This is a genomic window from Lacticigenium naphthae DSM 19658 (assembly GCF_000425865.1).
Lineage (GTDB): Bacteria > Bacillota > Bacilli > Lactobacillales > Carnobacteriaceae_A > Lacticigenium > Lacticigenium naphthae.
This window is the reverse complement of record NZ_AUEG01000003.1, coordinates 52630-75722: the sequence shown is the minus strand read 5'-3', so window position 1 is coordinate 75722 and position 23093 is coordinate 52630. Positions and strand designations below refer to the sequence as shown.

General features: G+C 36.9%; 23 protein-coding genes and 1 pseudogene. 13 read left to right on the top strand and 11 right to left on the bottom strand.

The window, feature by feature from the left end; all coding sequences use genetic code 11:
* Nucleotides 1–60: 60 nt before the first annotated feature.
* Nucleotides 61–1593, bottom strand: a complete 1533-nt coding sequence (locus H626_RS0104545) for an AbgT family transporter (RefSeq protein WP_027108284.1) — start codon at nucleotides 1591–1593, stop codon at nucleotides 61–63.
* A 207-nt stretch (nucleotides 1594–1800) separates the two neighbouring features.
* Between H626_RS0104545 and H626_RS0104540 the strand changes: the two genes are divergently transcribed.
* The 4 genes and pseudogenes from H626_RS0104540 to H626_RS0104525 all read left to right on the top strand — a co-directional run bounded on the left by H626_RS0104540 (nucleotide 1801) and on the right by H626_RS0104525 (nucleotide 6465).
* A complete protein-coding gene (locus tag H626_RS0104540) occupies nucleotides 1801–2556 on the top strand; it encodes an acyl-[acyl-carrier-protein] thioesterase (RefSeq protein ID WP_027108283.1) in 756 nt (251 codons plus the stop codon).
* Nucleotides 2557–2561: 5 nt separating this feature from the next.
* Entirely contained in the window at nucleotides 2562–3551 is a 990-nt protein-coding gene (locus H626_RS0104535) for a LacI family DNA-binding transcriptional regulator (protein WP_027108282.1), read from the top strand.
* Nucleotides 3552–3636: 85 nt separating this feature from the next.
* Nucleotides 3637–5016: pseudogene (locus H626_RS0104530) on the top strand (sucrose-specific PTS transporter subunit IIBC); the annotation flags it as partial.
* A gap of 51 nt (nucleotides 5017–5067) precedes the next feature.
* Complete coding sequence (locus tag H626_RS0104525) at nucleotides 5068–6465, top strand: glycoside hydrolase family 32 protein (protein WP_027108280.1); 1398 nt, start codon at nucleotides 5068–5070, stop codon at nucleotides 6463–6465.
* Nucleotides 6466–6534: 69 nt separating this feature from the next.
* Here the strand turns inward: H626_RS0104525 and H626_RS0104520 are convergent, their stop codons facing one another.
* Together H626_RS0104520 and H626_RS0104515 are read right to left on the bottom strand one after the other, a co-directional pair.
* Nucleotides 6535–7500 (bottom strand): asparaginase, encoded by a 966-nt coding sequence (locus H626_RS0104520; RefSeq protein ID WP_027108279.1) that lies wholly within the window; start codon nucleotides 7498–7500, stop codon nucleotides 6535–6537.
* 21 nt (nucleotides 7501–7521) lie between these two features.
* Complete coding sequence (locus tag H626_RS0104515) at nucleotides 7522–8139, bottom strand: MBL fold metallo-hydrolase (protein WP_027108278.1); 618 nt, start codon at nucleotides 8137–8139, stop codon at nucleotides 7522–7524.
* Between the two features lie 249 nt (nucleotides 8140–8388).
* Here H626_RS0104515 and H626_RS0104510 point away from each other — a divergent pair, with 249 nt between their 5' ends.
* Complete coding sequence (locus H626_RS0104510) at nucleotides 8389–9336, top strand: NAD(P)-dependent oxidoreductase (protein WP_051237813.1); 948 nt, start codon at nucleotides 8389–8391, stop codon at nucleotides 9334–9336.
* A gap of 168 nt (nucleotides 9337–9504) precedes the next feature.
* Here H626_RS0104510 and H626_RS0104505 read toward each other — a convergent pair whose 3' ends face one another.
* Nucleotides 9505–9984 (bottom strand): nucleoside 2-deoxyribosyltransferase, encoded by a 480-nt coding sequence (locus tag H626_RS0104505; protein WP_027108276.1) that lies wholly within the window; start codon nucleotides 9982–9984, stop codon nucleotides 9505–9507.
* 168 nt (nucleotides 9985–10152) lie between these two features.
* On the opposite strand from H626_RS0104505, the gene H626_RS11690 reads away from it, so the two are divergent.
* The 4 genes from H626_RS11690 to H626_RS0104485 all read left to right on the top strand — a co-directional run bounded on the left by H626_RS11690 (nucleotide 10153) and on the right by H626_RS0104485 (nucleotide 14145).
* Nucleotides 10153–11289, top strand: a complete 1137-nt coding sequence (locus H626_RS11690; protein ID WP_027108275.1) for a 3D domain-containing protein — start codon at nucleotides 10153–10155, stop codon at nucleotides 11287–11289.
* A 137-nt stretch (nucleotides 11290–11426) separates the two neighbouring features.
* Nucleotides 11427–11696, top strand: coding sequence for a hypothetical protein (locus H626_RS0104495; protein ID WP_027108274.1), 270 nt, complete (start codon nucleotides 11427–11429; stop codon nucleotides 11694–11696).
* A gap of 95 nt (nucleotides 11697–11791) precedes the next feature.
* Nucleotides 11792–13582, top strand: coding sequence for an excinuclease ABC subunit UvrC (uvrC, locus tag H626_RS0104490; RefSeq protein ID WP_027108273.1), 1791 nt, complete (start codon nucleotides 11792–11794; stop codon nucleotides 13580–13582).
* Nucleotides 13579–14145 carry a GNAT family N-acetyltransferase gene (locus H626_RS0104485; protein WP_027108272.1) on the top strand — a complete coding sequence of 189 codons (567 nt, stop codon included), beginning with the start codon at nucleotides 13579–13581 and terminating at the stop codon, nucleotides 14143–14145. The genes uvrC and H626_RS0104485 overlap by 4 nt, the downstream gene beginning before the upstream one ends.
* A gap of 79 nt (nucleotides 14146–14224) precedes the next feature.
* Here the strand turns inward: H626_RS0104485 and H626_RS10645 are convergent, their stop codons facing one another.
* The 4 genes from H626_RS10645 to H626_RS0104465 form a co-directional block, all read right to left on the bottom strand.
* Nucleotides 14225–14803 (bottom strand): LURP-one-related/scramblase family protein, encoded by a 579-nt coding sequence (locus tag H626_RS10645; RefSeq protein ID WP_051237810.1) that lies wholly within the window; start codon nucleotides 14801–14803, stop codon nucleotides 14225–14227.
* Nucleotides 14804–14940: 137 nt separating this feature from the next.
* Entirely contained in the window at nucleotides 14941–15102 is a 162-nt protein-coding gene (locus H626_RS11280) for a YvrJ family protein (protein ID WP_084140161.1), read from the bottom strand.
* Nucleotides 15103–15171: 69 nt separating this feature from the next.
* Nucleotides 15172–15996: a bifunctional hydroxymethylpyrimidine kinase/phosphomethylpyrimidine kinase gene (gene thiD, locus H626_RS0104470; protein WP_027108271.1), complete on the bottom strand. Its 825-nt coding sequence runs from the start codon at nucleotides 15994–15996 to the stop codon at nucleotides 15172–15174.
* Between the two features lie 20 nt (nucleotides 15997–16016).
* Nucleotides 16017–16922 carry a Cof-type HAD-IIB family hydrolase gene (locus H626_RS0104465; RefSeq protein WP_027108270.1) on the bottom strand — a complete coding sequence of 302 codons (906 nt, stop codon included), beginning with the start codon at nucleotides 16920–16922 and terminating at the stop codon, nucleotides 16017–16019.
* A 102-nt stretch (nucleotides 16923–17024) separates the two neighbouring features.
* On the opposite strand from H626_RS0104465, the gene H626_RS0104460 reads away from it, so the two are divergent.
* The 4 genes from H626_RS0104460 to H626_RS0104445 all read left to right on the top strand — a co-directional run bounded on the left by H626_RS0104460 (nucleotide 17025) and on the right by H626_RS0104445 (nucleotide 19925).
* Nucleotides 17025–17687 (top strand): uracil-DNA glycosylase, encoded by a 663-nt coding sequence (locus H626_RS0104460; protein ID WP_027108269.1) that lies wholly within the window; start codon nucleotides 17025–17027, stop codon nucleotides 17685–17687.
* 117 nt (nucleotides 17688–17804) lie between these two features.
* A complete protein-coding gene (gene pta / locus H626_RS0104455; protein WP_027108268.1) occupies nucleotides 17805–18791 on the top strand; it encodes a phosphate acetyltransferase in 987 nt (328 codons plus the stop codon).
* A 128-nt stretch (nucleotides 18792–18919) separates the two neighbouring features.
* A complete protein-coding gene (gene tsaE, locus H626_RS10640) occupies nucleotides 18920–19408 on the top strand; it encodes a tRNA (adenosine(37)-N6)-threonylcarbamoyltransferase complex ATPase subunit type 1 TsaE (RefSeq protein WP_051237808.1) in 489 nt (162 codons plus the stop codon).
* Nucleotides 19401–19925, top strand: a complete 525-nt coding sequence (locus H626_RS0104445) for a GNAT family N-acetyltransferase (protein ID WP_027108267.1) — start codon at nucleotides 19401–19403, stop codon at nucleotides 19923–19925. Before tsaE ends, H626_RS0104445 begins: the two co-directional genes overlap by 8 nt.
* 43 nt (nucleotides 19926–19968) lie before the next feature.
* Here H626_RS0104445 and H626_RS0104440 read toward each other — a convergent pair whose 3' ends face one another.
* The 3 genes from H626_RS0104440 to H626_RS0104430 all read right to left on the bottom strand — a co-directional run bounded on the left by H626_RS0104440 (nucleotide 19969) and on the right by H626_RS0104430 (nucleotide 22951).
* On the bottom strand, nucleotides 19969–20700 hold the full coding sequence (locus H626_RS0104440; RefSeq protein ID WP_027108266.1) for an amino acid ABC transporter ATP-binding protein: 732 nt from the start codon (nucleotides 20698–20700) through the stop codon (nucleotides 19969–19971).
* Nucleotides 20693–22147: an amino acid ABC transporter substrate-binding protein/permease gene (locus H626_RS0104435; protein WP_027108265.1), complete on the bottom strand. Its 1455-nt coding sequence runs from the start codon at nucleotides 22145–22147 to the stop codon at nucleotides 20693–20695. Before H626_RS0104435 ends, H626_RS0104440 begins: the two co-directional genes overlap by 8 nt.
* 270 nt (nucleotides 22148–22417) lie before the next feature.
* Nucleotides 22418–22951 (bottom strand): 3'-5' exonuclease, encoded by a 534-nt coding sequence (locus tag H626_RS0104430; protein ID WP_027108264.1) that lies wholly within the window; start codon nucleotides 22949–22951, stop codon nucleotides 22418–22420.
* Nucleotides 22952–23093 lie beyond the last annotated feature (142 nt).

Sequence of the window (23093 nt, the reverse complement as noted above, 5' to 3'; positions counted from 1 at the left end):
TTTGTGAACTCCAAGGGGGTTCACAAACTTTTTTTGCTCTTATATTGATTAAACCAGTTCTTACATACGAACAGGAGCACCCGGTCCGAGTGGAAGGCCAAGAGTAAACCAAATGATCAACAAGATCGACCAAGATATGAGGAAAGCGATCGTATAGGGCAACATAGTTGAAATCAGTGTTCCTATACCGCTTTTCTTATCGTAACGTTTCATAAAGACAAGGATCATCGCAAAGTAACTCATTAATGGAGAGACAACGTTTGATGAAGAATCAGCAATACGATAAGCCATCTGTGTCATTTCAGGCGATAAGCTTAACGTATAGAACATAGGGACAAACACAGGCCCCATGATTGCCCATTTAGCTGAAGCAGATCCCATAAATAAGTTAATGAAACTGGTGAGTAAAATGAAAGCCATAATCAGTGGAAGACCAGTAAGTCCAATTGTTTCCAGTACATCTGCTCCACCAACAGCAATTAGCATTCCCAGGTTTGTGTAAGAGAAGTAATTGATAAATTGAGCAGCAAAGAAAGCCAAAACGATGTAACCACCCATTGAACGCATAGAATCAGTCATACTCTCGACAAAATGATGAGAATTCAACATTTTCCCAGTTGTTCTACCGTAAAAATACCCCGGAATGGCAAAGAGTAGGAAAATCAAGAAAATTAAACCGTTACTCAAGAAATTACCCAATGTCATGTTGCCTGTGGCTTCGTCAAATTCACGAAATGCTCCATTTTCAGGAACGGTCAAGAAAAGTAATATAATTAGAAAGATTCCTAAAGCAATACCAGCGTTCCGCAAACCTCTTTGTTCGTCATCAGTCAAAGGTTCATCTGTCGGCTTATAACTTCCAGTATATTCACCTAAACGCGGTTCAACAATTTTTTTCGTTATCATGGCACCCACGATAGTCAAGATAAAGGTCGAAGCAATAATGAAATACCAATTCCCTGTAACATCTACAGTATAAGGAATATTGACACTATTCAAAGCTTCATTGGTGATTCCGGAAAGTAAGGCATCTGTCGGTCCGAAAATCAAATTTGCCGAGAATCCAGCGGAAACTCCCGCAAAAGCTGCAGCTAAACCGGCAATAGGATGACGTCCTGCTCCGGCAAACACGATGGCTCCCAGAGGAACAACGACCACATAACCTGCATCTGAGGCAATATTAGAAATGATACCCGCAAAAACAATTACATAAGTCAGCAAAGAAGTAGGGACTTTATGTACCATCTTCTTTAGAGCAGATCCAATCAATCCGGACCACTCTGCAACCCCGACACCCAACATGGCAACAAGGACAGTACCTAAGGGTGCAAAACCTGTAAAGTTGCTTGTAGCCGTGTTGAAGATATGACGAAGACCTTCGGCGTTTAATAATGACGTCGCGGTAACGGTAATGTCTTCGTTAGCTCCCGCATCAAAATATTGGACGCTTGCGCCTGAGCGCGCAACTAAATCTGAAATAATAATAACGGAAAGTGAAAGCAGTACGAAAATGACCGCTGGATGGGGCAGTTTATTTCCGACTCTTTCAATCGTGCCTAAAAATCCAGATGATTTTTCATTTGATTTATCCATTGAAATTTCCTCCCTTAATAATTCGCATAACCTAAAACGATACACTTTAAAATCAGTTCAAAAAAGTGCCTTATACAAGCATACTAGATTATGATAAGATTGTCATGATTTGATTAAAAAAAAATAATGAAATTGGGTATGTTTTCTTAGAAGAGTGAAAAGTAGTATAATGAATAGAAATAATTCAATTATTCAAAGGAGATCATTATGTCAGGAATCAGTCATAGTAATACACATCTTATCCATTATTACGAATGCGACCAGCAACAAAATTTAACGCTCCCTATGTTGGTCAATTTATTGTTGCATGTATCCGGAGAACACTCAGAGGAATTAGGGTTGTCTGATGATGTTTTAGCTGGAAGAGATTTAAGCTGGGTCATTATCCAATACGAAATGCACATTAAACGACTACCTCAATTCAAAGAGACAATCAAAATCGAAACCATCGCAAGACAATACAACAAACTATTTAGTTACAGAGACTTCTTTGTGAAAGATGAACAGGGAAACACTATCATTGAAGTCTGCGTAACTTTTGGGCTGATTAGTTTGTCCAAAAGAAAACTAGTTCGTCTACCTGAAAATATTATGGAACCATATGGAGCAGAATTCTCTAAAAGCTTAGTTCGCACTCCTCGACCACAAAAAGTAGATATAGACAAAGCACAAAAAAGATCCTATCATGTGAGATATTTTGATATCGATCGAAATAAGCATGTGAATAATTCTAAATATCTTGAATGGACTTTAGACGCACTAGATGCTGATTTTTTGAACCAACATCAACTGACCTATGCCACAATGAAATTTGAAAAAGAAGTATTATATGATGAAAAAGTAGAAAGTTTAGCTTCAATGGAAAAAATAGATGAACAATTTTATGTAACGAATCATCACATCAAATCTGGAGAGCAAATAAATTTTACGGCAAGTTACAATTGGAAAGCAAAAGGAGAATAAAGCGAATGGTAACCATAGCTGACATAGCTAAAAAAGCGGGTGTAGCAAAAAGTACGGTTTCCCGTTATCTTAATGGAGGATCAGTAAGCCCAAAGACAAAAAAGAAAATTGAAAAAATTGTTGAAGAAACAGATTACCGTCCAAATTCGTTTGCTCGTAGCCTAAAAGCCTCACGGACAAATATGATTGGTGTAATTATTCCACGATTAGATTCACCTTCAACAAATGCAGTCCTCTCTGGAATTGACTTGAAAGCCCAGAAAAAGGGGTTCCAACTGATTATAACGAATGCAAACCAACAAGAAAAAAGAGAGATAGAAGATATCTACACGTTGGCCAAACAAAAAGTGGATGGAATTATTTTCTTAGCCAAACAAATTACAGAAAAACACGCAGAAGCAATCAAAAAAGCAGGGATCCCATTTTTAGTGTTAGGACAGGAGGCAAAACATATTCCTTCTATTATTCACGATGACTATGGAGCAGGCCAACAAATTGCCCAACATGCATTAGAGCTGGGCCATAAAAAGTTTCTTTACTTCACTGTTTCTGGTGAAGACAAAGCGGTGGGGCAAGAACGGCGTAATGGCTTTTATTCAGAAGTGTCTAAAAAAGAAAACACGAAGGTTGAATGGGTAGAAACTTCTTTCCATATGAATGATGCTTATGAAAAAGCGCTTGCTATCTTAAAGGGAAGCGAAGTGGATGCCACTTTCATCGCGTGCGCTACAGATAACATAGCTTTAGCTGTTATCAAAGCGATTCATGATTCAGGATCGTCTGTCCCAACTGATTTTTCGGTAACAGGGTTTGGTGGTTACGAAGCCTTGTCCTTTATTTCTCCAGCCCTAACTACTGTACATTATCCGTATTTTGATCTGGGAGAACTTGCAATTCAAACAATGGAGAAAATGATCAATAAAAAAGAGGTAGCACTAAAACGGACTTTATCCAATCGATTGATCATTAAAGAAACGACAACAAAATCAAAATAAAGGGTTTACAAAGAAACCGTATTCACTTATACTAAAAAAGAACCGGTTCCAATTGTTTGGAACTAAAAATTTGGGAGGGATAAACATGACAGATAACAAAGAAATTGCTAAGCAAGTCATCGATGCAATTGGTGGAAAAGAGAATGTTGATTCAGTTGCTCATTGTGCAACCCGTTTACGAATAATGGTTAAAGATAAAGAGAAAGTAAGAGACGATGAAATTGAGAACATAGAAAAGGTAAAAGGTGTATTTTTCAATTCTGGACAATATCAAATCATTTTTGGAACCGGTACCGTAAATAAAATATATGCTGAGGTCATTGACCAAGGTTTGTCAGGCACTACCAAAGGTGAAATGAAGCAAGAAGCTAAAAAACAGGGGAACGTATTCCAAAGAGCGATTCGGACTTTTGGAGATGTATTTGTACCGATCATCCCAGTTCTTGTCGCCACAGGACTATTTATGGGACTGCGCGGACTATTAACACAAGATCCAGTCCTTGCAGTATTCGGACTAGTGCCAGGAGATATCAGCGCAAACTTCTTACTCTATACTCAAGTATTGACGGACACAGCCTTTGCATTCTTACCAGCCTTAGTTGCCTGGTCAGCCTTTAGAGTATTTGGAGGCTCCCCTGTAATTGGGATAGTGCTAGGGTTGATGCTTGTTAACCCAGCATTACCGAATGCTTATGCTGTAGCGAGTGGGGATGCATCGCCAATTTATATGTTCGATTTTATTCCAGTGGTTGGTTATCAAGGAACAGTCTTACCAGCATTCATCGCGGGGTATATTGGATCCAAAGTTGAAAAAAGGCTCCGAAAGATAGTTCCAGAATCATTGGATCTGCTGCTTTCTCCATTTGGGACATTACTAATTATGAGCATTTTGTCACTTTTTGTTATCGGTCCTGTTTTCCATTCACTGGAAGAAGTAGTATTAGAAGCAGTGATTTGGTTACTCGCTTTACCATTTGGTTTAGCTGGAATCGTTATTGGTGGTTTAAACCAAGTTCTTGTTATCACAGGTGTACATCACATCTTCAATTTCTTAGAAATCCAGCTTTTAGCTAATACAGGAGTAAATCCTTACAATGGGATCATTACTTCAAGTATAGCTGCACAAGGTGGTGCAACATTAGCCGTTGCCATGAAAACAAAATCGAAAAAATTAAAAGCTTTAGCTTATCCCTCTACACTTTCAGCATTTTTAGGAATCACCGAGCCAGCGATTTTCGGGGTCAACCTACGATATGTAAAACCCTTCCTCTTTGGTTTAGTAGGGGGTGCAGCAGGTGGATTTATGGGAGATATTTTAAACCTAGAAGCCACAGGAATGTCTGTTACGGTTATTCCCGGAACACTACTGTATTTGAATGATCAATTTGTTTGGTATATCTTAACTAACATCATTGCTATAGGCGTAGCCTTTGTTTTAACTTACCTCTTTGGTTATACGGACAAGATGAGGGAAGACATTGAAGGAAATAAAGCCTAGTTTAGAAGGAGGATCACTATGACTCAACCAACACCAGACAAGTACACTGTCCATTATCATTTAAGGGCTCCAGAAGGATTGCTAAATGATCCGAACGGACTTATTTTCTTCAATAATCAGTACCATGTTTTTTTTCAATGGAACCCAGAGGGAACGACTCATGCAAATAAAACTTGGGGTCATGCAATATCGTCAGACTTAGTGGAGTGGACGTATTTAAAGCCCGCATTGGAACCTACAGACTGGTTTGACAAAAATGGCTGCTACTCGGGAAGTGCTATTGAAAAAGATGGGAAAATGTTTCTTTTTTATACAGGAAACGTACGCAATGATGCAGGAGAAAGAGAAAGTTATCAGTGTTTAGCAATTTCTGAAGATGGAGAGCAGTTTTTAAAAAAAGGACCTCTGTTTACACATCCGAAGAATTATACAGCCCATGTCAGAGATCCTAAGGTATGGAAAGATGAAGAAGAAGATTGCTACTGGATGATCTTAGGCGCTCAGACTCTTGGTTTAAAAGGGACAACTATATTATATCGCTCAGCGGATCTACTTGATTGGAAATTTTCTGGTGAATTTACAGAAGCTTATCCCGATTTTGGTTACATGTGGGAATGTCCTGATGTCTTGCGGATGAAAAATAAAGAGATCTTTCTTTTTTCACCGCAAGGGATAGAAACAGAAGGAGATTTTTATAAAAACGTCTTTCAAACTGGTTATTTAGTCGGAGACTTTAAGAACGGAAAATTTGTTCCTACTGGAGAAACATTCAAAGAGCTTGATCGCGGATTTGAATTTTATGCTCCACAATCATTTGAAGACAATAAAGGCAGAACGATTTTATTTGGTTGGATGGGGGCAATGGAGCCCGACGTAGAAAATGCTGTTCCAACTAGAAAAGAAGGGTGGATCCATCATTTAACTCTGCCCCGAGAAATCAAATGGGAAAATGGACAACTTCTCCAACAACCCGTTACAGAGCTACAAAAATTAAGAAACAGTCAAAAGCTTACACTTCCGGATCTTCAAACGATGAATAAAGTGGAATTCTCATCCAGTGAACAAGAAATGGTTTGTACTTGGAAATCAGCTGCGGCTAGTTTTGATTGGGTGTTGAGGAATGAAGTAAGTTTGAAATACAATGCAGATTCCAAACGGTTTACGATCGAAAGGACCAACTGGTTAACAGCAGAAAGAGAAACAAGAAGTGTGCAACTAACTGAATCTTTGAAATCTATGCAACTATTTATAGAAGATTCTTCTCTAGAAGTTTATCTGAACAATGGAGCAGAAGTTTTTTCACTTCGTTACTTTAAGAAAGAAAGAACAAATCTGTGGACTTGGAAAAAAGACAGCTGGAAAGAGAATATTACTGATTTTTCTATATTTGAACTAAAAAAAGTGATTGAGTTTTAGCAAGTAGACCGAATAAAAATAACGAGCCTGAGAGATTTTCCCTCGGCCCGTTATTTTTTTGTCTACTTTTTATTCAAAGTAATACTCAAGTCTCTCTTTCGAAATAGGTTGTTCCAAAACTATCTGCAGTTTAATACGCGCTTTTTGACCAGTAAGGCCCGGAGCAAAAGTAACACCTTTTTCTTTCAGTTGCTTTCCGCCACCCTCATAGTCATAGATGTCTTGAGCGATGCCATTAAATGCCCTCGAAACTAAAACAACAGGGACCTTCATCTGGAGTAGCTGTTCGATTGCCGGAACAGATTGAGGAGGCAGGTTGCCGGCTCCGAGCGCTTCAATAACTAAACCATCAATAGGTAATTCTGCTAATTTCTCTATTAAACTTCCATCCATTCCCGCATAGGCTTTTAGTAAATAGACATTCTTTTTCATTTCATTGACAGGATAATATTCTTCGTCCACCAACTTTTTGAAGAAGTAAACACGGTTTTTTGCTAGAATGCCGATCGGACCAAATGTTGGGGTTCGGAAGGTGGCGACGTTTGTCGTATGAGTTTTTGTCACATAGCGGGCAGAATGAATTTCTTCATTCATTACAACCACTACACCTTTCTCAGCAGAATTCGTATCAAGAGCGGTCCAAATTGCATTTTGTAAATTATACAACCCATCTGATCCGATTGCATCCGTAGGTCTCATGGCACCCGTTAATACGATGGGAATGGAATGTCTCAAGGTTAAATCGAGGAAATAAGCAGTCTCTTCTAACGTATCAGTACCATGTGTGACAACCACACCGTCAAAGTGACTTACGACAGCTTCTTCAATTCTGTTTTTTATTAGTAACATTTCTTTTGTAGTGATATGAGGAGACGGCAAATAAAATAAGTCCTCACTGATTATTTCAACATTTTCTGGGAACAATGATTGCTGAGATAACAGCGGATTATGAGTATACGGTTTTACTTTTCCAGATGAATGATCAGTACTCATGGCAATAGTTCCGCCGGTGTGTAATATCAATATTTTTTTCATGACTACATCCTCCTACAAAAATTATACATATGGATTTGTTTCTTTTTCATTAAAGAGAGTAGTAGAGGGACCGTGTCCAGGATAAATAATAGAGTCTTTTTCCAAAGCAAATAGCTGAGAACGGATACTCTCTACAAGCTGTTGTGAGTTACTTCCAGGTAAGTCAGTGCGCCCGATGCTACGATAAAAAAGAGCATCGCCCGAAAACAGAACATTTTCCTTTTCAAATATCAAGCTTACCCCGCCGGGAGAATGGCCGGGGGTAGGGACAACGTAGAAATCAAAATTCCCAATAGAATAATTTTCAAAGTAAGAGTAAGTGAATTCTGCAGGATTCGCAGTGACTTCGTGAATGGCATAAGTTGATAAATTGAGTTGAGGATCACTCATCCACCCCTGCTCTTTCTCATCTAAGTAAACTGGAATAGCATAATCTGTACGTAATTCTTCCACCGCACCAATGTGATCATAGTGCGCATGTGTTAATAGGATAGCTAAGGGTCTCACTTTATTCGTTTCTATTTCATTTTTTATTTTATTTGCTTCCGCTCCGGGATCTACGATCAATGCTTCGGAATCCTTGCAGATCAGATAGCAGTTTTCTTGGATCATCCCAGTAACGATTTGGTGTATTTTCATATATAAAGCCTCCTAAAATATAGTATTCATTATGTGAAAGATACTCTAATTGCAAAAAACTCAACTGTCTTTTCGTTACTAATGAGAAGACCGAAAAGGTCCTATCCCTGTTTCATTCACTCAATGTTTAGCTTTTATAGTATAGCCGAAAAAAGAAAAAGAGTAAAAGAAAGAAACTATTCAAAAAGGGTATCTAGTTGTACAATAATTGGGCATTTGCGATAATGAAAAGAGTAGAGGAGGAAATTTATGACGAATAAACAAATTGGCTCTTATCGCAAATTGACAAGAGAACAGGAGAAGAGCATTAAACAAGTTGCTCCAGGGTATGAAATAGTACAATTGAGTACGGAAAAAAGTCCTGATCCTAATGTGGAAATTCTTTATGGATGGAATAAAACGATTGGGTCACATTTAGAAGAAAAGGCTCCGAATTTGAAGTGGGTTCAAGCTTCTTCAGCAGGAGTAGACTATTTTCCACAAAATTATTTTCAAGAAAATGGTATTCTGTTGACGAATGCTAGTGGTATTCATAGGAAGCCGATTGCTGAATCTGTAATAGGCATGCTACTCTTTCATACACGCGGGATAGGGAAAGCTCATGCAAATCAGCTTCAATCTAAATGGAATGATCAACTAACTGTTCAAGAGGTACACGATAAAATCATCCTGATTGTCGGGAGTGGTGAGATTGGACAAGAAGTAGGGAAATTAGCAAAAAATTTCGGCATGCACACTATTGGAATCAATCGAAGTGGGGAAAAAGCCCCATTCATGGATGAGCAGTATACCCAAAAGACAATAGGGAAATATTTAAATCAAGCGGATTATGTTATAAACATTCTGCCTCTGACAAAAGAAACACACTATTTTTTCAATAGAAAACTGTTTGAGAACATGAAAGAGAATAGTGTTTTTGTAAACGTTGGAAGAGGACTCACTGTTAATACAAAAGAGTTGATCGAGGCACTGGATAAGCAAATCGGGTTTGCTGCCCTGGATGTTTTTGAAGAAGAACCTTTACCGGAAAGCTCTGAATTATGGCACAGGGAGGATGTTCTGATCCTTCCTCATATAACAGGAAATTTAGAAGACTATGAAGCCGCACTTTTCCCAATATTTTTAGAAAATTTGACAACATTCGTTGAAAAGGGCAATGTAATAAAAAATAAAGTAGATTTTAATAAAGGTTATTAAAAAACGCGGCTAGGACAAATGTCCTAGCCGCATTTTTTTGATTATTACTTGCTAAAAGGTGTCCCGATAGATAGACCTGATCTCGCTAGGCAAATTGGAGCAGTATTTTGGATAGAAACTTATTGATCTCAGCTAATTGGATAAGTGATCAAGGTACCCAAACAGCTATCAAACATATTGTTTAATAGAGGATAAAAGATCCTCTTCAGAAGATAAAATGGCTCCGTTCATTTTGATTAAGCCGATAGTATAGAGATTGATATATGAAAATTGAGACTCAGCTATATCTTGCAAGGCACTGATCTTCTTCTTGTTGGTCGCTCCTTGCTGACGTGAATCTGTGTACAGTCCCAGAATCGGAATACCGGCTTGATAAGCCACACCAATTTCTGAAGCCACGCCTACGTCAATTGTTGCGCCGTCTAAAACAGCAATCAGTATCTGGCTGTTTAGGAGAGCATCCGTGTCATATTTTGCGATTGTTACAGAGTCTGCGTAAGCCTCTTTATTATTGATATCACCTTGTTCTTGGGGGAGATAAATTTCTATTTCTGGATATTTAGAGCGTATTTTGCTTGCTATTAAAGCATTGTATTGTTTTTCCATTTCTGAAAATAGTGGGCTGGCAAAATAGATTGAGCGAGTCATGAGATTCCTCCTAATGTTTTATATGACAAAATCATTATACTAGAAAAGACTTTGTAATAAAATGTAACGAGAAAGAAATATAGGGAAGAAAGAATTCCGTTATAATGACAAAGACATATAGGGACGGATACTGTATATATATAAACCTTTAAGTAGGAAAGGGATGGTATGATTTTGAAAAATAGTAAATTCACAAAAACAATATTATTTTTTGCTTTATTTCTAGTAGTTGGTAAAACGACAGACGTTTCAGCGAACTCAATTCAAGAAATCGAGAAGCAAGAACAACAAACCAAAGCAGACTTAACAGATTTACAAGGGCAAATTTCTACAACGATGCAAGAAGTTAATGAAATAAATAGTCTGGTAGATCAGCTAGCAGAAGACATCAAACAAAAAGAAACCGTCATTGAGAAAACTACTGATGAAATTATTGTGCAAGAAGAAGTAGTCAGTCAAAGGTTAGAACAAGCCAAAAGTCGATTACAATCCATTCAAACCAATGAACTAAATCAGAATGTTTTATTCAGTTTATTGGATTCGGAAAGCATCTCAGATCTACTTAATCGTATGTATGTTCTCGTTTCTTTACAGGAAGCAGGAAATGAACAAATAGAAGAAGCTAAAGAGGCATTTAACGAATTAAATGAATTGAAGGAAACATTAGCAGAAGAACAAAAACAATTGCAAGAAAAAAATGAAGAAGTGCAAGTGAAAAAAGAAGAATTAGATACTAAAATAGCTTCTATTCAAGAAATGATTCAGAAAAACGAAAATCAATTAGCAACCCTCGCTACTAAAAAAAGCCAAGAAATTCAACGTCAAAAAGAAATTACTGCACAAAAAGAGGCTGCTGCACAAAGAGCATCAAGTCAAGCGGTGATACAGAAAACTGGTGCCAAAACAGCAAGTCAGTCTCAACCAAAAAAACAAACAGAGAAAAGTGGAGCTAGCTCTACTCAAACGACTAATGTAAGCGAGAAAAAGGAAGAACCGGTAAAGCAAACAGTGAGTTCATCTGGTCGAACACTGACCGTGTCCGCTACAGGTTACTCTACTAAGCAACCTGGATTAAGCACACATACTGCAACAGGAATTGATTTAAGAGTAAACCCAATGGTTATTGCTGTAGATCCTCGGGTAATTCCACTAGGTACTTTAGTTGAAATACCTGGATACGGAGTGGCGATTGCTGGCGACACTGGTGGTGCGATCAAAGGAAATAAAATCGATATTCATTATTCCACAGTTCAACAAGCACTAAATTGGGGTCGTCGTACAATAACAATTAAAATTTTGAATTAATACAAATGATAAAAGAGGTTTGCTTCGGCTAACTTCTTTTTTTATTATTTGAATAGAAAATCGATCAAGAGAGATTGTTAAAAATTTTAGATATGGTACACTTTAAATGAAACGAGAATGGAAAGGTCGGCGATGAAATGATGGAAAATGAAAGCACAATTCCAGGAATAGATTTTTACAGAGATCGTGATGAAAAAGATTTTCTTGAGCGTTGGGAAGAGCAACATGGCGAATTAAGTGAAGAAGAATTGGATGATCTTTACGAAGAAATTGGCAAAACTATTCATGAGTTATATACACAAAAAGAAATCATCTTAGGAACAAATTTCGAATATAAAAAAGTTCTTGTCGGAGAAGTTGATTATAACCGATTTTATAATATTTATTTGTTTCAAGAACCCAAATAAAAAGTGATAATGTGAAAAGTATTTGAGCGAAAGAACAGTGGAAATCTCCACTGTTCTTTTTAAACAATGAAATTGGCCAATAAGAGGTGAAATAGATGCCAAGTGAACATATTGAACAAAAACTTAATTTGCTTCCTGAAATGCCAGGATGTTATATCATGAAAAATCGAAATGCCGAAATTATATATATAGGGAAAGCAAAGAATTTGAAAAACCGCGTACGGTCTTATTTTAGAGGGAAACACGAAGGGAAAACAGCTTTGCTTGTCCAAGAAATCATTGATTTTGAAACAATTGTAACGGGAACAGACAAGGAAGCGTTGTTGCTTGAAATCACATTGATAAAAAAGCATCAACCCAAATACAATATAAAATTAAAACAGGGAACAAATTATCCCTATTTAAAAATCACTAAAGAAAAAGATCCTCAGTTAATCATAACTTCTGAAGTCACGCAAGATGGAGGGCTCTATTTTGGCCCTTACCCAAATGTCTATGCAGCGACAGAAACCCAACAGCTTATTCAAAAAATATATCCGTTAAGAAAATGTAATGGTAAACAAAAAAGAGCATGTTTATATTATCATATTGGGCAATGCATTGGGCCGTGTGATCATGAGGTAACCAGAGAAGAATACGATCAGCAGATAAAGAAAATCAAAAGATTTCTGAACGGAAACGTGAAAGAAATTAAAGAAGAAATAGTGAAAAAGATGCAGGAAGCCTCAGAAAACATGGAGTATGAGAGAGCTGCAGAACTTCGAAACCAAATTTCTTACATCGAACAAACAGTAGAAAAACAAACCATTGTGTCCAGAGATTTCACACCCAGAGATATCTTCAATTTTTATATGAATAAAGGCTGGATTTCTATTCAAGTCTTCTTCATACGTCAAGCAACTTTAATTAAGAGAGAAGCCTCTATATTCCCTTGTTATGGTACTCCACAAGAAGAATTGATGAGCTATATTTTACAATATTATGATAACAAGAATATAATCAAACCGAAAGAAATACTGGTACCCGAAGAGTTGGATACTGAACTTTTGTCAGAAACGCTCGATGTGAAAGTTCGCGTACCTAAGCGAGGAAACAAGAAAGATTTATTGGAGTTAGCAGAAAAAAATAGTGAAATTACATTAAATGAAAAGTTTCGTTTGATGGAGGTGGATGAGAAAAAAACAGTAGGGGCTATAGGTGAATTGTCAGAAGCTATGGGATTACCTTATATTGAGAGGATCGAAGCATTTGATCATTCTAATATACAGGGAACGAATCCGGTGTCTGCGATGGTGTCCTTCAAAGATGGAAAACCCGATAAGACAAATTATCGTAAGTATAAGATCAAAACTGTAGTGGGTAGTAATGAAGCAGCAACTACAAGAGAAGTTATCCGCAGAAGATATTCTCGCTTATTAAAAGAACAACGGCCACTTCCTGATTTGATTCTGATGGATGGCGGTAAAATACAAGTCAACGCAGCCATAGATGTGTTAGAAAATGAGTTGAATCTCTTTATTCCCGTTGCTGGAATGGTTAAAGATACGAAGCACAGAACTGCCGCTTTGATTTTTGGGGAGAACTATGCTCAAGTCTATTTGGATCCACGCAGTCAGGCCTTTCACTTGGTCCAGCGTATCCAAGAAGAAGTCCATCGATTTGCAATCACCTTTCATAGAAAAGTGCGGAGCAAAAATAGTTTCTCATCTCAACTTGATTCTATTGAAGGAGTAGGTCCAAAAACACGAACGAAAATTTTAAGACACTTTAAGTCGTTGAAAAGAATCAAAGAAGCAGATAATGAGGAAATCCATGCTTTAGGGATTCCAAAGACTGTAGTAGAGAGAATAAAGAATGTTTTGAGAGAGGACAGAGGAGAAAATTGATCCGATGGGCAAAAAAAGAAGAAAATAAACTACTAGTGGAACTGGTGTTTGTTATTTTAAGAGATATGGAGTTATCGATTTTTCAAATAATACAAGAAGAGGAACTAAAAGAATTGATTTTGCAAGCAATGGAGGATCCGCTTTATCGGTTTAGCTATGATCGAGCTAGAGTCTATATTGTCGATGGAAATATTGCAGGTGTTTACTATAGCTACTCGGGGAGCGAAGAAAATATAATTGATGAACCACTAAAAAATATAGCAAAGAAGAGAAACGTGGCAGATAATTTCAGTATATATACCGATTCAGAAGCATATAAGAACGAATGGTATATAGACTCGATCATTACCAAAAAACAGCACAGAGGAAAAGGAATAGCTTCTGCTCTGTTGCAAGATGCAGAAACACAAACGCAACGCAACGGCTATACTATTTTATCGCTAAACTGTGAGGAAGAAAATACCCATGCCAAATCGGTTTATTTAAAAAACGGATTTAGTAAATTAGATGAACGTACTATCGAAAATCATCAGTATGATCATATGATAAAAAAAATACAGTGAGAATCCACCGCGCTAAAAAAGTGGCTCCCAAAATAATGAGACTATTTAGTCCGATTTTTTGGGAGCCACTTTTTTTTCATTAGTTTGAAGTATGTTTTTTTGTATTGCGTTTAGAAGAGATGAAATTTGAGAACGATTGATAAACATTGAGTGTGTAGCCTTTAACAGGACTTCTCATAAAGTTTGTCAACCGATTAATTGAATAATGATCGATGATTACTGCAAGTATACAGCTAATGGGTGCATACTCTTCATCAATTATTTCTAAGGAATAAAAATCGCCAACATAAGAGTAAGTTTTTTCTACTCGAGTAATGACTTTGGCTTTGTCTCTGATTGTATACTGTTGTTCTTCAAAATTTCCTGTTATCAACCAATGCATAGGATGAACAGTGAAATAAGGAGCTCTCAGAGAAGGACGTTTGACCAATGTACCAACCTTTTTATTTTTTTCAAATAATTCAAATTTGGGAAATAAAGATAAAATCGTTTGTTTTGCCTCGAATAAAAGTTCTCCGTGCATATTGTAAAGAGAAAGGGAGTCGCCAATTCGGCCCCATTTGCCTACGATCAGAAAAAGATCGTCACCACAAGAATCCTTAACAATAATTCTATTGCGCATAGAAACAAACTCCTGTTTCATAAAGACACGAATCATTTTCCCACCTCCTTTAAATAGCCCATCTGTTTGTCTATATTATATCAAAATTTATTAAAACTGGATATAAGAGCTTTTTACAAAAAAAGTAGCTCCTTAACAAAGTTAAGAAACTACTTTTTCACTATAGAACTAAACTAGTGACTTTGAATGGCTTGGGCTAGTTGTTGTAAAACTTTAACCATGTCATCCAATTTTGCTTCCATACGATGAAGTAAAAAGAATGAGACAATGATTGGAAAACCTACATTGCCGATCAATTCTACTATCATTGAAAAAAATTGAGGACTATATTCCATAGTTGAGCTCCTTTCTTATTCGTCTATAATTATCAACGAATAAGAAAGCTAATGTGTAACCTCGTAAATTTAAATAGAGTCTTGTCTATTCAAGCGGTATCCGCTATGGAATACAGGTCCAACAAATTGATTATATTGGAAACCACTACTGATTGCTTCTGTGACAAAGTCTTTTGCCTTCACAACGGCTTCTTTAGGGCTTAAACCTTTGGCTAAACCTGCAGTGACCGCTGCTGCAAAAGTACATCCTGCACCATGGTTATAAGCGGGTTCGATTTTTTCCGTTTCAAGAACAGTAAATTCAGTGCCATCGTAGAATAAGTCTATAGCTTTTGCTCCTATTAAACCTTTTCCACCTTTGATTACGACATTTTTAGCTCCTAAATCAAATATTGCTTTGGCAGCATTCTTCATTGTCTCTAAGTCGTGGATAATTCCCAACCCAGATAATTGTCCCGCCTCAAAAAGATTTGGAGTAACCACGGTTGCTAAGGGGGTTAAAACATCCCTTAATGCATCGGCATTTTCAGGGTTAAGAACTTCATCTTCCCCTTTACATACCATAACAGGATCAATGACGATATTTTCTAAATTATTTTGTTTAATGGAATCTGCAATTACATTAATGACCGCTACATTTGGTAGCATACCGGTTTTCAATGCAGAAATTTTAGGCCCTGCTGTAGCGGTTTTTAATTGATCTGCAACTACTTGCGCATCGATAGCCGTGACGCCGTGTCTCCAGTTATTATCAGGATCCATTGTCGCAATAGTCGTAAGCGCAGCAATTCCATATGTTCCAAACTCTGCAAAAGTTTTTAAATCGGCGGCTATTCCAGCACCACCGCTAGCATCGTTACCGGCAATAGTCAATGTTATTTTTGGTACTGTCATAATCTACATTCCTCCTAGTTTTATTGAACAACTATTTTAACAGGTAATTCTTGTAATTCATTATTTAAAATTTTGTGGATGGCCTTTGCCACACCATGGTCATGATTGGTAGTAGTTAAAAACCGAGCAATTTCTTTCGTTTCAGGCATACCATTTTCTAAAGCAAAGCTATACTGAGCCCATTTTAACATAGATAAGTCATTTAAATTATCACCAATGCTCATGGTCTGACTCGCATCAATATTTAGTGAGTGTGCAAATCTTTTAAGCGCGATACCTTTTTGGGCAGAGGAGTGGTTGATCTCAATATTATTTAATTCCGAAGAAGTAATATGCAAGGGTTTATCCCATAAGAATAATTTGTCTTTGATCGGATTTAAAATTTGAGGTCCTTCTTCACTTTCACCGTATACTTTCAATATATCAATAGACACATCTGATAATATTGAACGGAAATTCGAAACAAAAGTGAGCTCCATATCTATAGCCATTTTTTCAACTACAGTAGTAGCTTCTTCAAATGAATGGATAGAAGGATCATTTTCATAAATGGACTGCGTCCTTTTCGTGATCCATCTTTCCTTGTTTTCAATAAAAATTCCTTTTGAAGTCATCAATTCACTTGAAAGTTGATTGGATTGAAAGTTAGTTAATAAATCGTGAGTCAATTGTTTGTCTATTGGGTGACTAAATTGTAGTTCTCCTTCTTCATTAAATAGTTGAGCACCATTCAATGTAATAAGAGGACAACTGATCCCCGCTTGATCTAGAACATATTTTGCTTGTGAATAGGCGCGTCCTGTTGCAACAACGAATTGGATTCCTTTTTGCTGTGCAATTTTTACGGCTTCAATTGTAATTGGAGAGAGTTTTCTTTGTTCATCGAGCAAAGTTCCGTCCATATCTGAAGCAATTAATTTAATCATACTGATCCTCCTTCGTTATCTATCATGAATAGTCTACCATGTTTTGGAAAAAAAGAAAGGATAGGGTAAAATGATTTTAGAGAGAATAAGAAAGGATCTGCTATGTTTACTAATTTACCTAGAGATTGGCAAGAACGACTGCAGCCAACAATTGAAAAGTTAAGAGAAAGAAGTTTTTGGAAGTATATAGAAAAAGAGTATCAACAAGAAACGATCTATCCGAGAAAAGATAATGTCTGGAAAGCTTTCGAACTTACTTCCTTTTCATCCGTAAAAGTAGTAATTTTAGGTCAAGATCCCTATCATCAGCCAGGTCAAGCAATGGGGTTAAGTTTTTCAGTACCGAGTAAAACTGCTTTACCACCTTCTCTGAAAAATATTTACAAAGAACTTGAAAAAGATTGTCAAATAACTCATCCAGGTGATGGTAATCTTGAACCATGGGCAAAACAAGGTGTTTTACTACTCAATACAGTTCTCACTGTAAGAAAAGGGAATGCTCATTCTCATAAGAATAAAGGCTGGGAAGTCCTGACTGATGAAGTGATTAGACTACTCAATGAAGAAAAAAAGGGAGTTGTATTTATATTATGGGGAAAAGCTGCCCAGCAAAAAGTCCAATTGATTGACGAGAAGAAACAACTGGTTATTAGAGCTCCTCATCCAAGTCCATTATCTGCTTATCGTGGATTTTTTGGTTCTAGACCCTTTTCTCGTACAAATGATTTTCTCGTAGATAAGGGAAACAAACCAATTGAATGGTAAACTAATATAAACTTATCGTTCTATAATAAAACCGTTATAAATAGACTTTCTTCTGTTCATTTGCACAAATAATTGCTATGATAATAAAGGAAAGAATAAAAAAATGGAGGGAATACTGTGGAATTATTTGAAAGTTTAAAAGAAAAAATTGATGGTAAGAATATAAAGATTGTTTTTCCAGAAGCGTTGGATCAAAGAATATTGGGAGCAGCTGTACGCTTGAAAGCTGAGAAATTATTGGTGCCAATCTTAATAGGGAATGACGTAGAAGTAAAACAATCAGCAAAAGAACACGGATTTGATTTAAGTGGAATTGAAATTATTGATCCAAAAACATATGATGCATTTGATGAAATGGTCAATTCTTTTGTTGAACGACGTAAAGGAAAAGCTACCGAAGAAAAAGCACGTGAGTTACTTTTAGATGAAAATTATTTCGGTACAATGCTCGTGTACATGGATAAAGCCGACGGTCTTGTGAGTGGAGCTGTTCATTCAACGGGAGATACAGTTCGTCCAGCATTACAGATCATTAAAACCCGTCCGGGTGTAAGTCGTACAAGTGGTGCGTTTATCATGTTGCGTGGTCGTGGACAAGAGAAATATCTTTTCTCAGATTGTGCAATCAATGTGAATCCAAACGCACAAGAATTAGCTGAAATTGCTGTTGAAAGTGCAAAAACAGCAAAAATGTTTGGTATAGAACCGAAAGTTGCATTGCTTAGCTTTTCTTCAAAAGGATCAGCGAGTTCACCAGAAGTGGATAAAGTTGCCGAGGCAACAAAAATTGCGCAAGAACTGGCACCTCAATTTGACTTTGATGGAGAGTTACAATTCGATGCTGCTTTTGTTAAAACAGTTGCTGAACAAAAAGTTCCAGGCTCTAAAGTTGCTGGAGAAGCTACAGTATTTGTTTTCCCTGAATTACAATCAGGAAATATCGGTTACAAAATTGCACAACGTTTCGGTGGTTTTGAAGCGGTAGGGCCAATTTTACAGGGTCTAAACAAACCTGTTTCTGATTTGTCACGTGGTTCTGTAGAAGAAGACGTCTATAAAACAGCCGTCATTACCGCTAATCAAGCAATAATGGAAGACGAATAATTCAAATTTTTTTATAACGTTTGAAGGTTACATGAAGAGGGCTCTTTTTCTAAAGTTAAACAAAACTTTTGGAAAACGAGTCCTTTTTTATGGAAAAACTGTGTATCAACATAGAAATGGAGTTTCTTATGAAAAAAATCACGGTAAAGAATGAAAAGGAAACAAAAGAAATAGCCTATCATTTAAGTTTGTATCTAAAAGCAGGAGATGTTATTTTGCTAGAAGGTGACTTAGGGATGGGTAAAACTACTTTCACAAAAGGATTGGCTTCTGGTTTAGGTATTACGCGGATAATCAAGAGTCCTACGTATACTATTATTAGAGAATACCTAGGAGGGCGGTTGCCTTTATACCATATGGATGTTTATCGAATTGATGAAGAAGGAGCTGAAGAACTCGGCTTAGAAGAATATTTTGATGGAGACGGTGTCAGTGTTATTGAATGGGCATCTTTGATTGAATCAGAATTACCAGAAAAATATATTTCTATTCGGTTTGAAAAGTTCAATATGGATACAAATATGCGCGTGCTGTCTATTGAAGGAAATACGGAAGAACTTGAAGACCGATTAAGTGGATTTTATCAACAGTTTATTAAGGAAGAGAGCAATGACTAAAGAAGAAATTGAAATAAGGATTAAAGAAGCTGATAAGAGTGATGCTAAAGAATTGTTGATCTTTATCCAAAAAATGAGCGAACAATCTTCTTTTGTGATCTTTCCATCATTAGATGAAGAGATAACTGTCGAACAAGAAGTTCGGTTTATTGAGCAGTTTTTACATTCAAAAAACGATTTATTGCTTATCTCCCTTAGTCAGAATGACATTATCGGTCTCGTCACGATACGTGCGCAAGACAGAGAAGAAATGAAGCATGTAGGTGAGCTGGGTATTGTTGTGGATCAAGAATATTGGGGATTCGGTTTAGGCAGTGCGTTAGTAGAAGAAGCAATACATTGGTCTAGTAATGAAAGTGATCTAGTACGTTTAGAGGTTGAGGTTCAAGAACCGAATAAAAGGGCTCTACATTTATATGAAAAAGCAGGATTTGAACAAGAAGGTCACTTAAAAAAAAGAGTTAAAGTAAAAACTGATTATGTAGATACTATAATGATGGCGTTAATAGTAAAATAAGAAAAGGAATTGCGAATGATCGCAATTCCTTTTCTACTTGTTATCAAATCAATACTTTATCCAAGAAGTCTTTTGTTCGTTTATTTTGAGGGTTGTTGAATACTTGCTCGGGGGTTCCTTCTTCCACGATATAGCCTTCGTCCATGAAGATTACACGATCAGCGACCTCTTTTGCAAATCCCATCTCGTGGGTGACGACGACCATAGTCATTCCTTCTTTGGCTAACTTCTGCATGACTTCTAAAACATCCCCGACCATCTCAGGGTCTAATGCACTTGTAGGTTCATCGAACAACATGATATCCGGCTCCATTGCCAACGCTCGAGCGATAGCCACACGCTGTTTTTGTCCACCAGACAAAGCACGAGGATAAGCATCGGCCTTGTCTTCCATGCCGACTGTTTCCAATAGGCGATCAGCCCGAGCTTCAATTTCATCATCCGGTACATCTTGTAAATACTTTGGTGCCATCATTATATTTTCTTTCGAAGTTAAATGAGGAAATAAATTGAATTGTTGAAAAACCATACCAATATTTTCTCGAACTGCATTGATATCTTGAGAAGGATCGGTCAAGTCAATGTCATCTATGATAACTTTTCCAGCAGTCACCTCTTCTAAAAGATTCATACAGCGGAGAAATGTACTTTTTCCTGAGCCTGAAGGTCCTACGATCACAACCACTTCACCCTCATAAATTTCTGTGCTGATATCTTTGAGAACTTCTAAATCCCCAAAGTTCTTTTTTAAATTGATAGTTTTTAACTTAGTCATTTGAGATTCTCCTTTCAACGGTTGCAGAAACTTTGGTTAAGAGAGTAATGATCGTGAGATATATGGCTCCGACAATGATCCACATTGCCCCAGATTCGTATGTTCTCGCTATGATGATTCTTCCAGATTGAGTTAGCTCAACTATGCCAATTATTGATAAGATAGACGTATCTTTCAGTGTGATGACAAATTGGTTTATCAACGACGGGATCATGATTTTTATTGCCTGAGGTAAAACAACTTTCCGCATCGACACAGCATAAGGGAGTCCTAAACTTCGGGCAGCTTCAAGTTGCCCTACAGGAACAGCCGCTATCCCGCCACGTACTTGTTCGGCTATATAAGCAGTCGTATTCAAACTCAACGTGACTATTCCTGCTGTAAACGCGTTGATTTGAATGTTGAACAGTTGAGGTACAGAGAAATACATAAAGAATGCTAAAACAATTAGCGGTATTCCACGCAACACAGTTACATAAATATCTGAAATAATATTTAGAACTCTACTTGGAGTAGCGCTAAACAATCCGATAACAGTACCTGCTACTAGGGAAATAGCAAATGCAACAAAAGTGAGTACGAGTGTACGCCATAAACCGTTCATTAAATCAGGGAACACATCCGCTAACAGTCCAAAAAATCCCGTTTCTTCGGCTACTTCTGTATCTTCGCCTAGGTATTGACTTGTAATTTGTTCATGTGTTCCATTCTCATAAATAGTTGCTAAACCAGCATTAAACATTTCAAGTAATTCTGGATTTCTACCTTTGTTTACAGCAAAACCATAAACATCTCCTGGTTCAGGGTCAGTTGGGAACTTCAAAGATAATCCGTTTTGAATGGCAAACGCCATTACGGGATAATCATCGATGGTTCCATCTGAATGTCCAGCGGCAACGTCTTCGTACATTGTTGCTGAATCTTCAAATTGGTTGATAGATATATCATAATCTTCAGCTAATTTATTTGCTAATTGAGCTCCGGTCGTACCTACTTTTACAGCCAGTGTTTTACCATCTAAATCGTCATAGGAAGTAATTTCTTCATTATCTTCACGTACGGCTAATACCGGACCAGCTTCGAAGTAGGGATTTGAAAAATCAAATGATTCTTCTCTTTCTGGTGTGATACTCATTGCGGCAATCATACCGTCTACTTGATTTGATTCTAAAGCTTGCAACCCAGCACTAAAGTTCATCGGACGCAATTCGTAATAAAACCCTTGATCTTCAGCAATAGCAGCCAAAATTTCTACATCGATACCTATATATTCGCCTTCATCATTCTGAAACTCGAAAGGAGCATAGGTAACATCTGTAGTAATCAAATAGGGATCATTTTCATCTCCTTTTTCGGCTTGAACCGTTTGTGAGAATGCACCGCTTATAAAAAGAGAAAAAATAAATGCAATTATAAACGGGAACACCTTTTCTTTTTTGATTTTCATCAGTTGTTCCTCCTTAAGATTAGTATTCTCTTAAAATGATACAGCAAATTTTTATACACTGCAAACAATAACTATACAAACGGTTACATCTTTAATTTAAAAATCAAACCAGCATTTGCACCCAAAAAATCTCTTGTTTTACTATATATTTGTCTTGGAAATACAAAAAAAGGAAAAAGTCATTTGTGTATTTTATACATAAAAATAAAAAAAATACACAAACGAAGGTTGTGAAACCAACTCGTTTATGTATATTATCTAATTTAAATCTTAGTAAAATTTAATCAATGGTCTGAATGGTGTAGTTCCATATTGCTCTTCTAAACGAAGAATGATCCCAGCGCTTGCTAAACTATCATCTAAAGCATGGTGGTGTCTCTTGAGCGGAATGTTCAGATGGGAAGAGACAGTATTTAATTTATGATTAGGCAATTCTTTTAATAATTTTCTGCTTGCTTGTACAGAACAAAGTGTTTGGAAGTGAGGAGTTTCTATATCATAATAGGCTAGAGTTTTATTTAAAACGCCTCTATCGAAAGGTAGGTTATGCGCTACAATCAATTGATTGGGAGTGAAATATTCACGAATATCTTGCCATACTTCAGGAAAAATAGGTGAAAACTGGACGTCTTCTTCTTGTATTCCGTGTATCCGAATATTTTGTCTGTCAAAAAAAGTGGGCGGTTTTATTAATGAATAATATTCACCTACAATTTCACTATTCTTCACAATGGTTAATGCTAGGGAACAGGCACTATGTCGTTCTCTATTTGCCGTTTCAAAATCTATCGCTACAAAATCCATGTCATCCCTCCGAACGTACATTCTGTTTACAATTATAACAAGAATTGATTGAAAAAAAAAGTAATATCCTAATCTTTTGACTTGACTAAACGTAGGAAAGGAGGCTGGGACAAAAGTCCCAGCCTCTAATTATTTTCCAAAC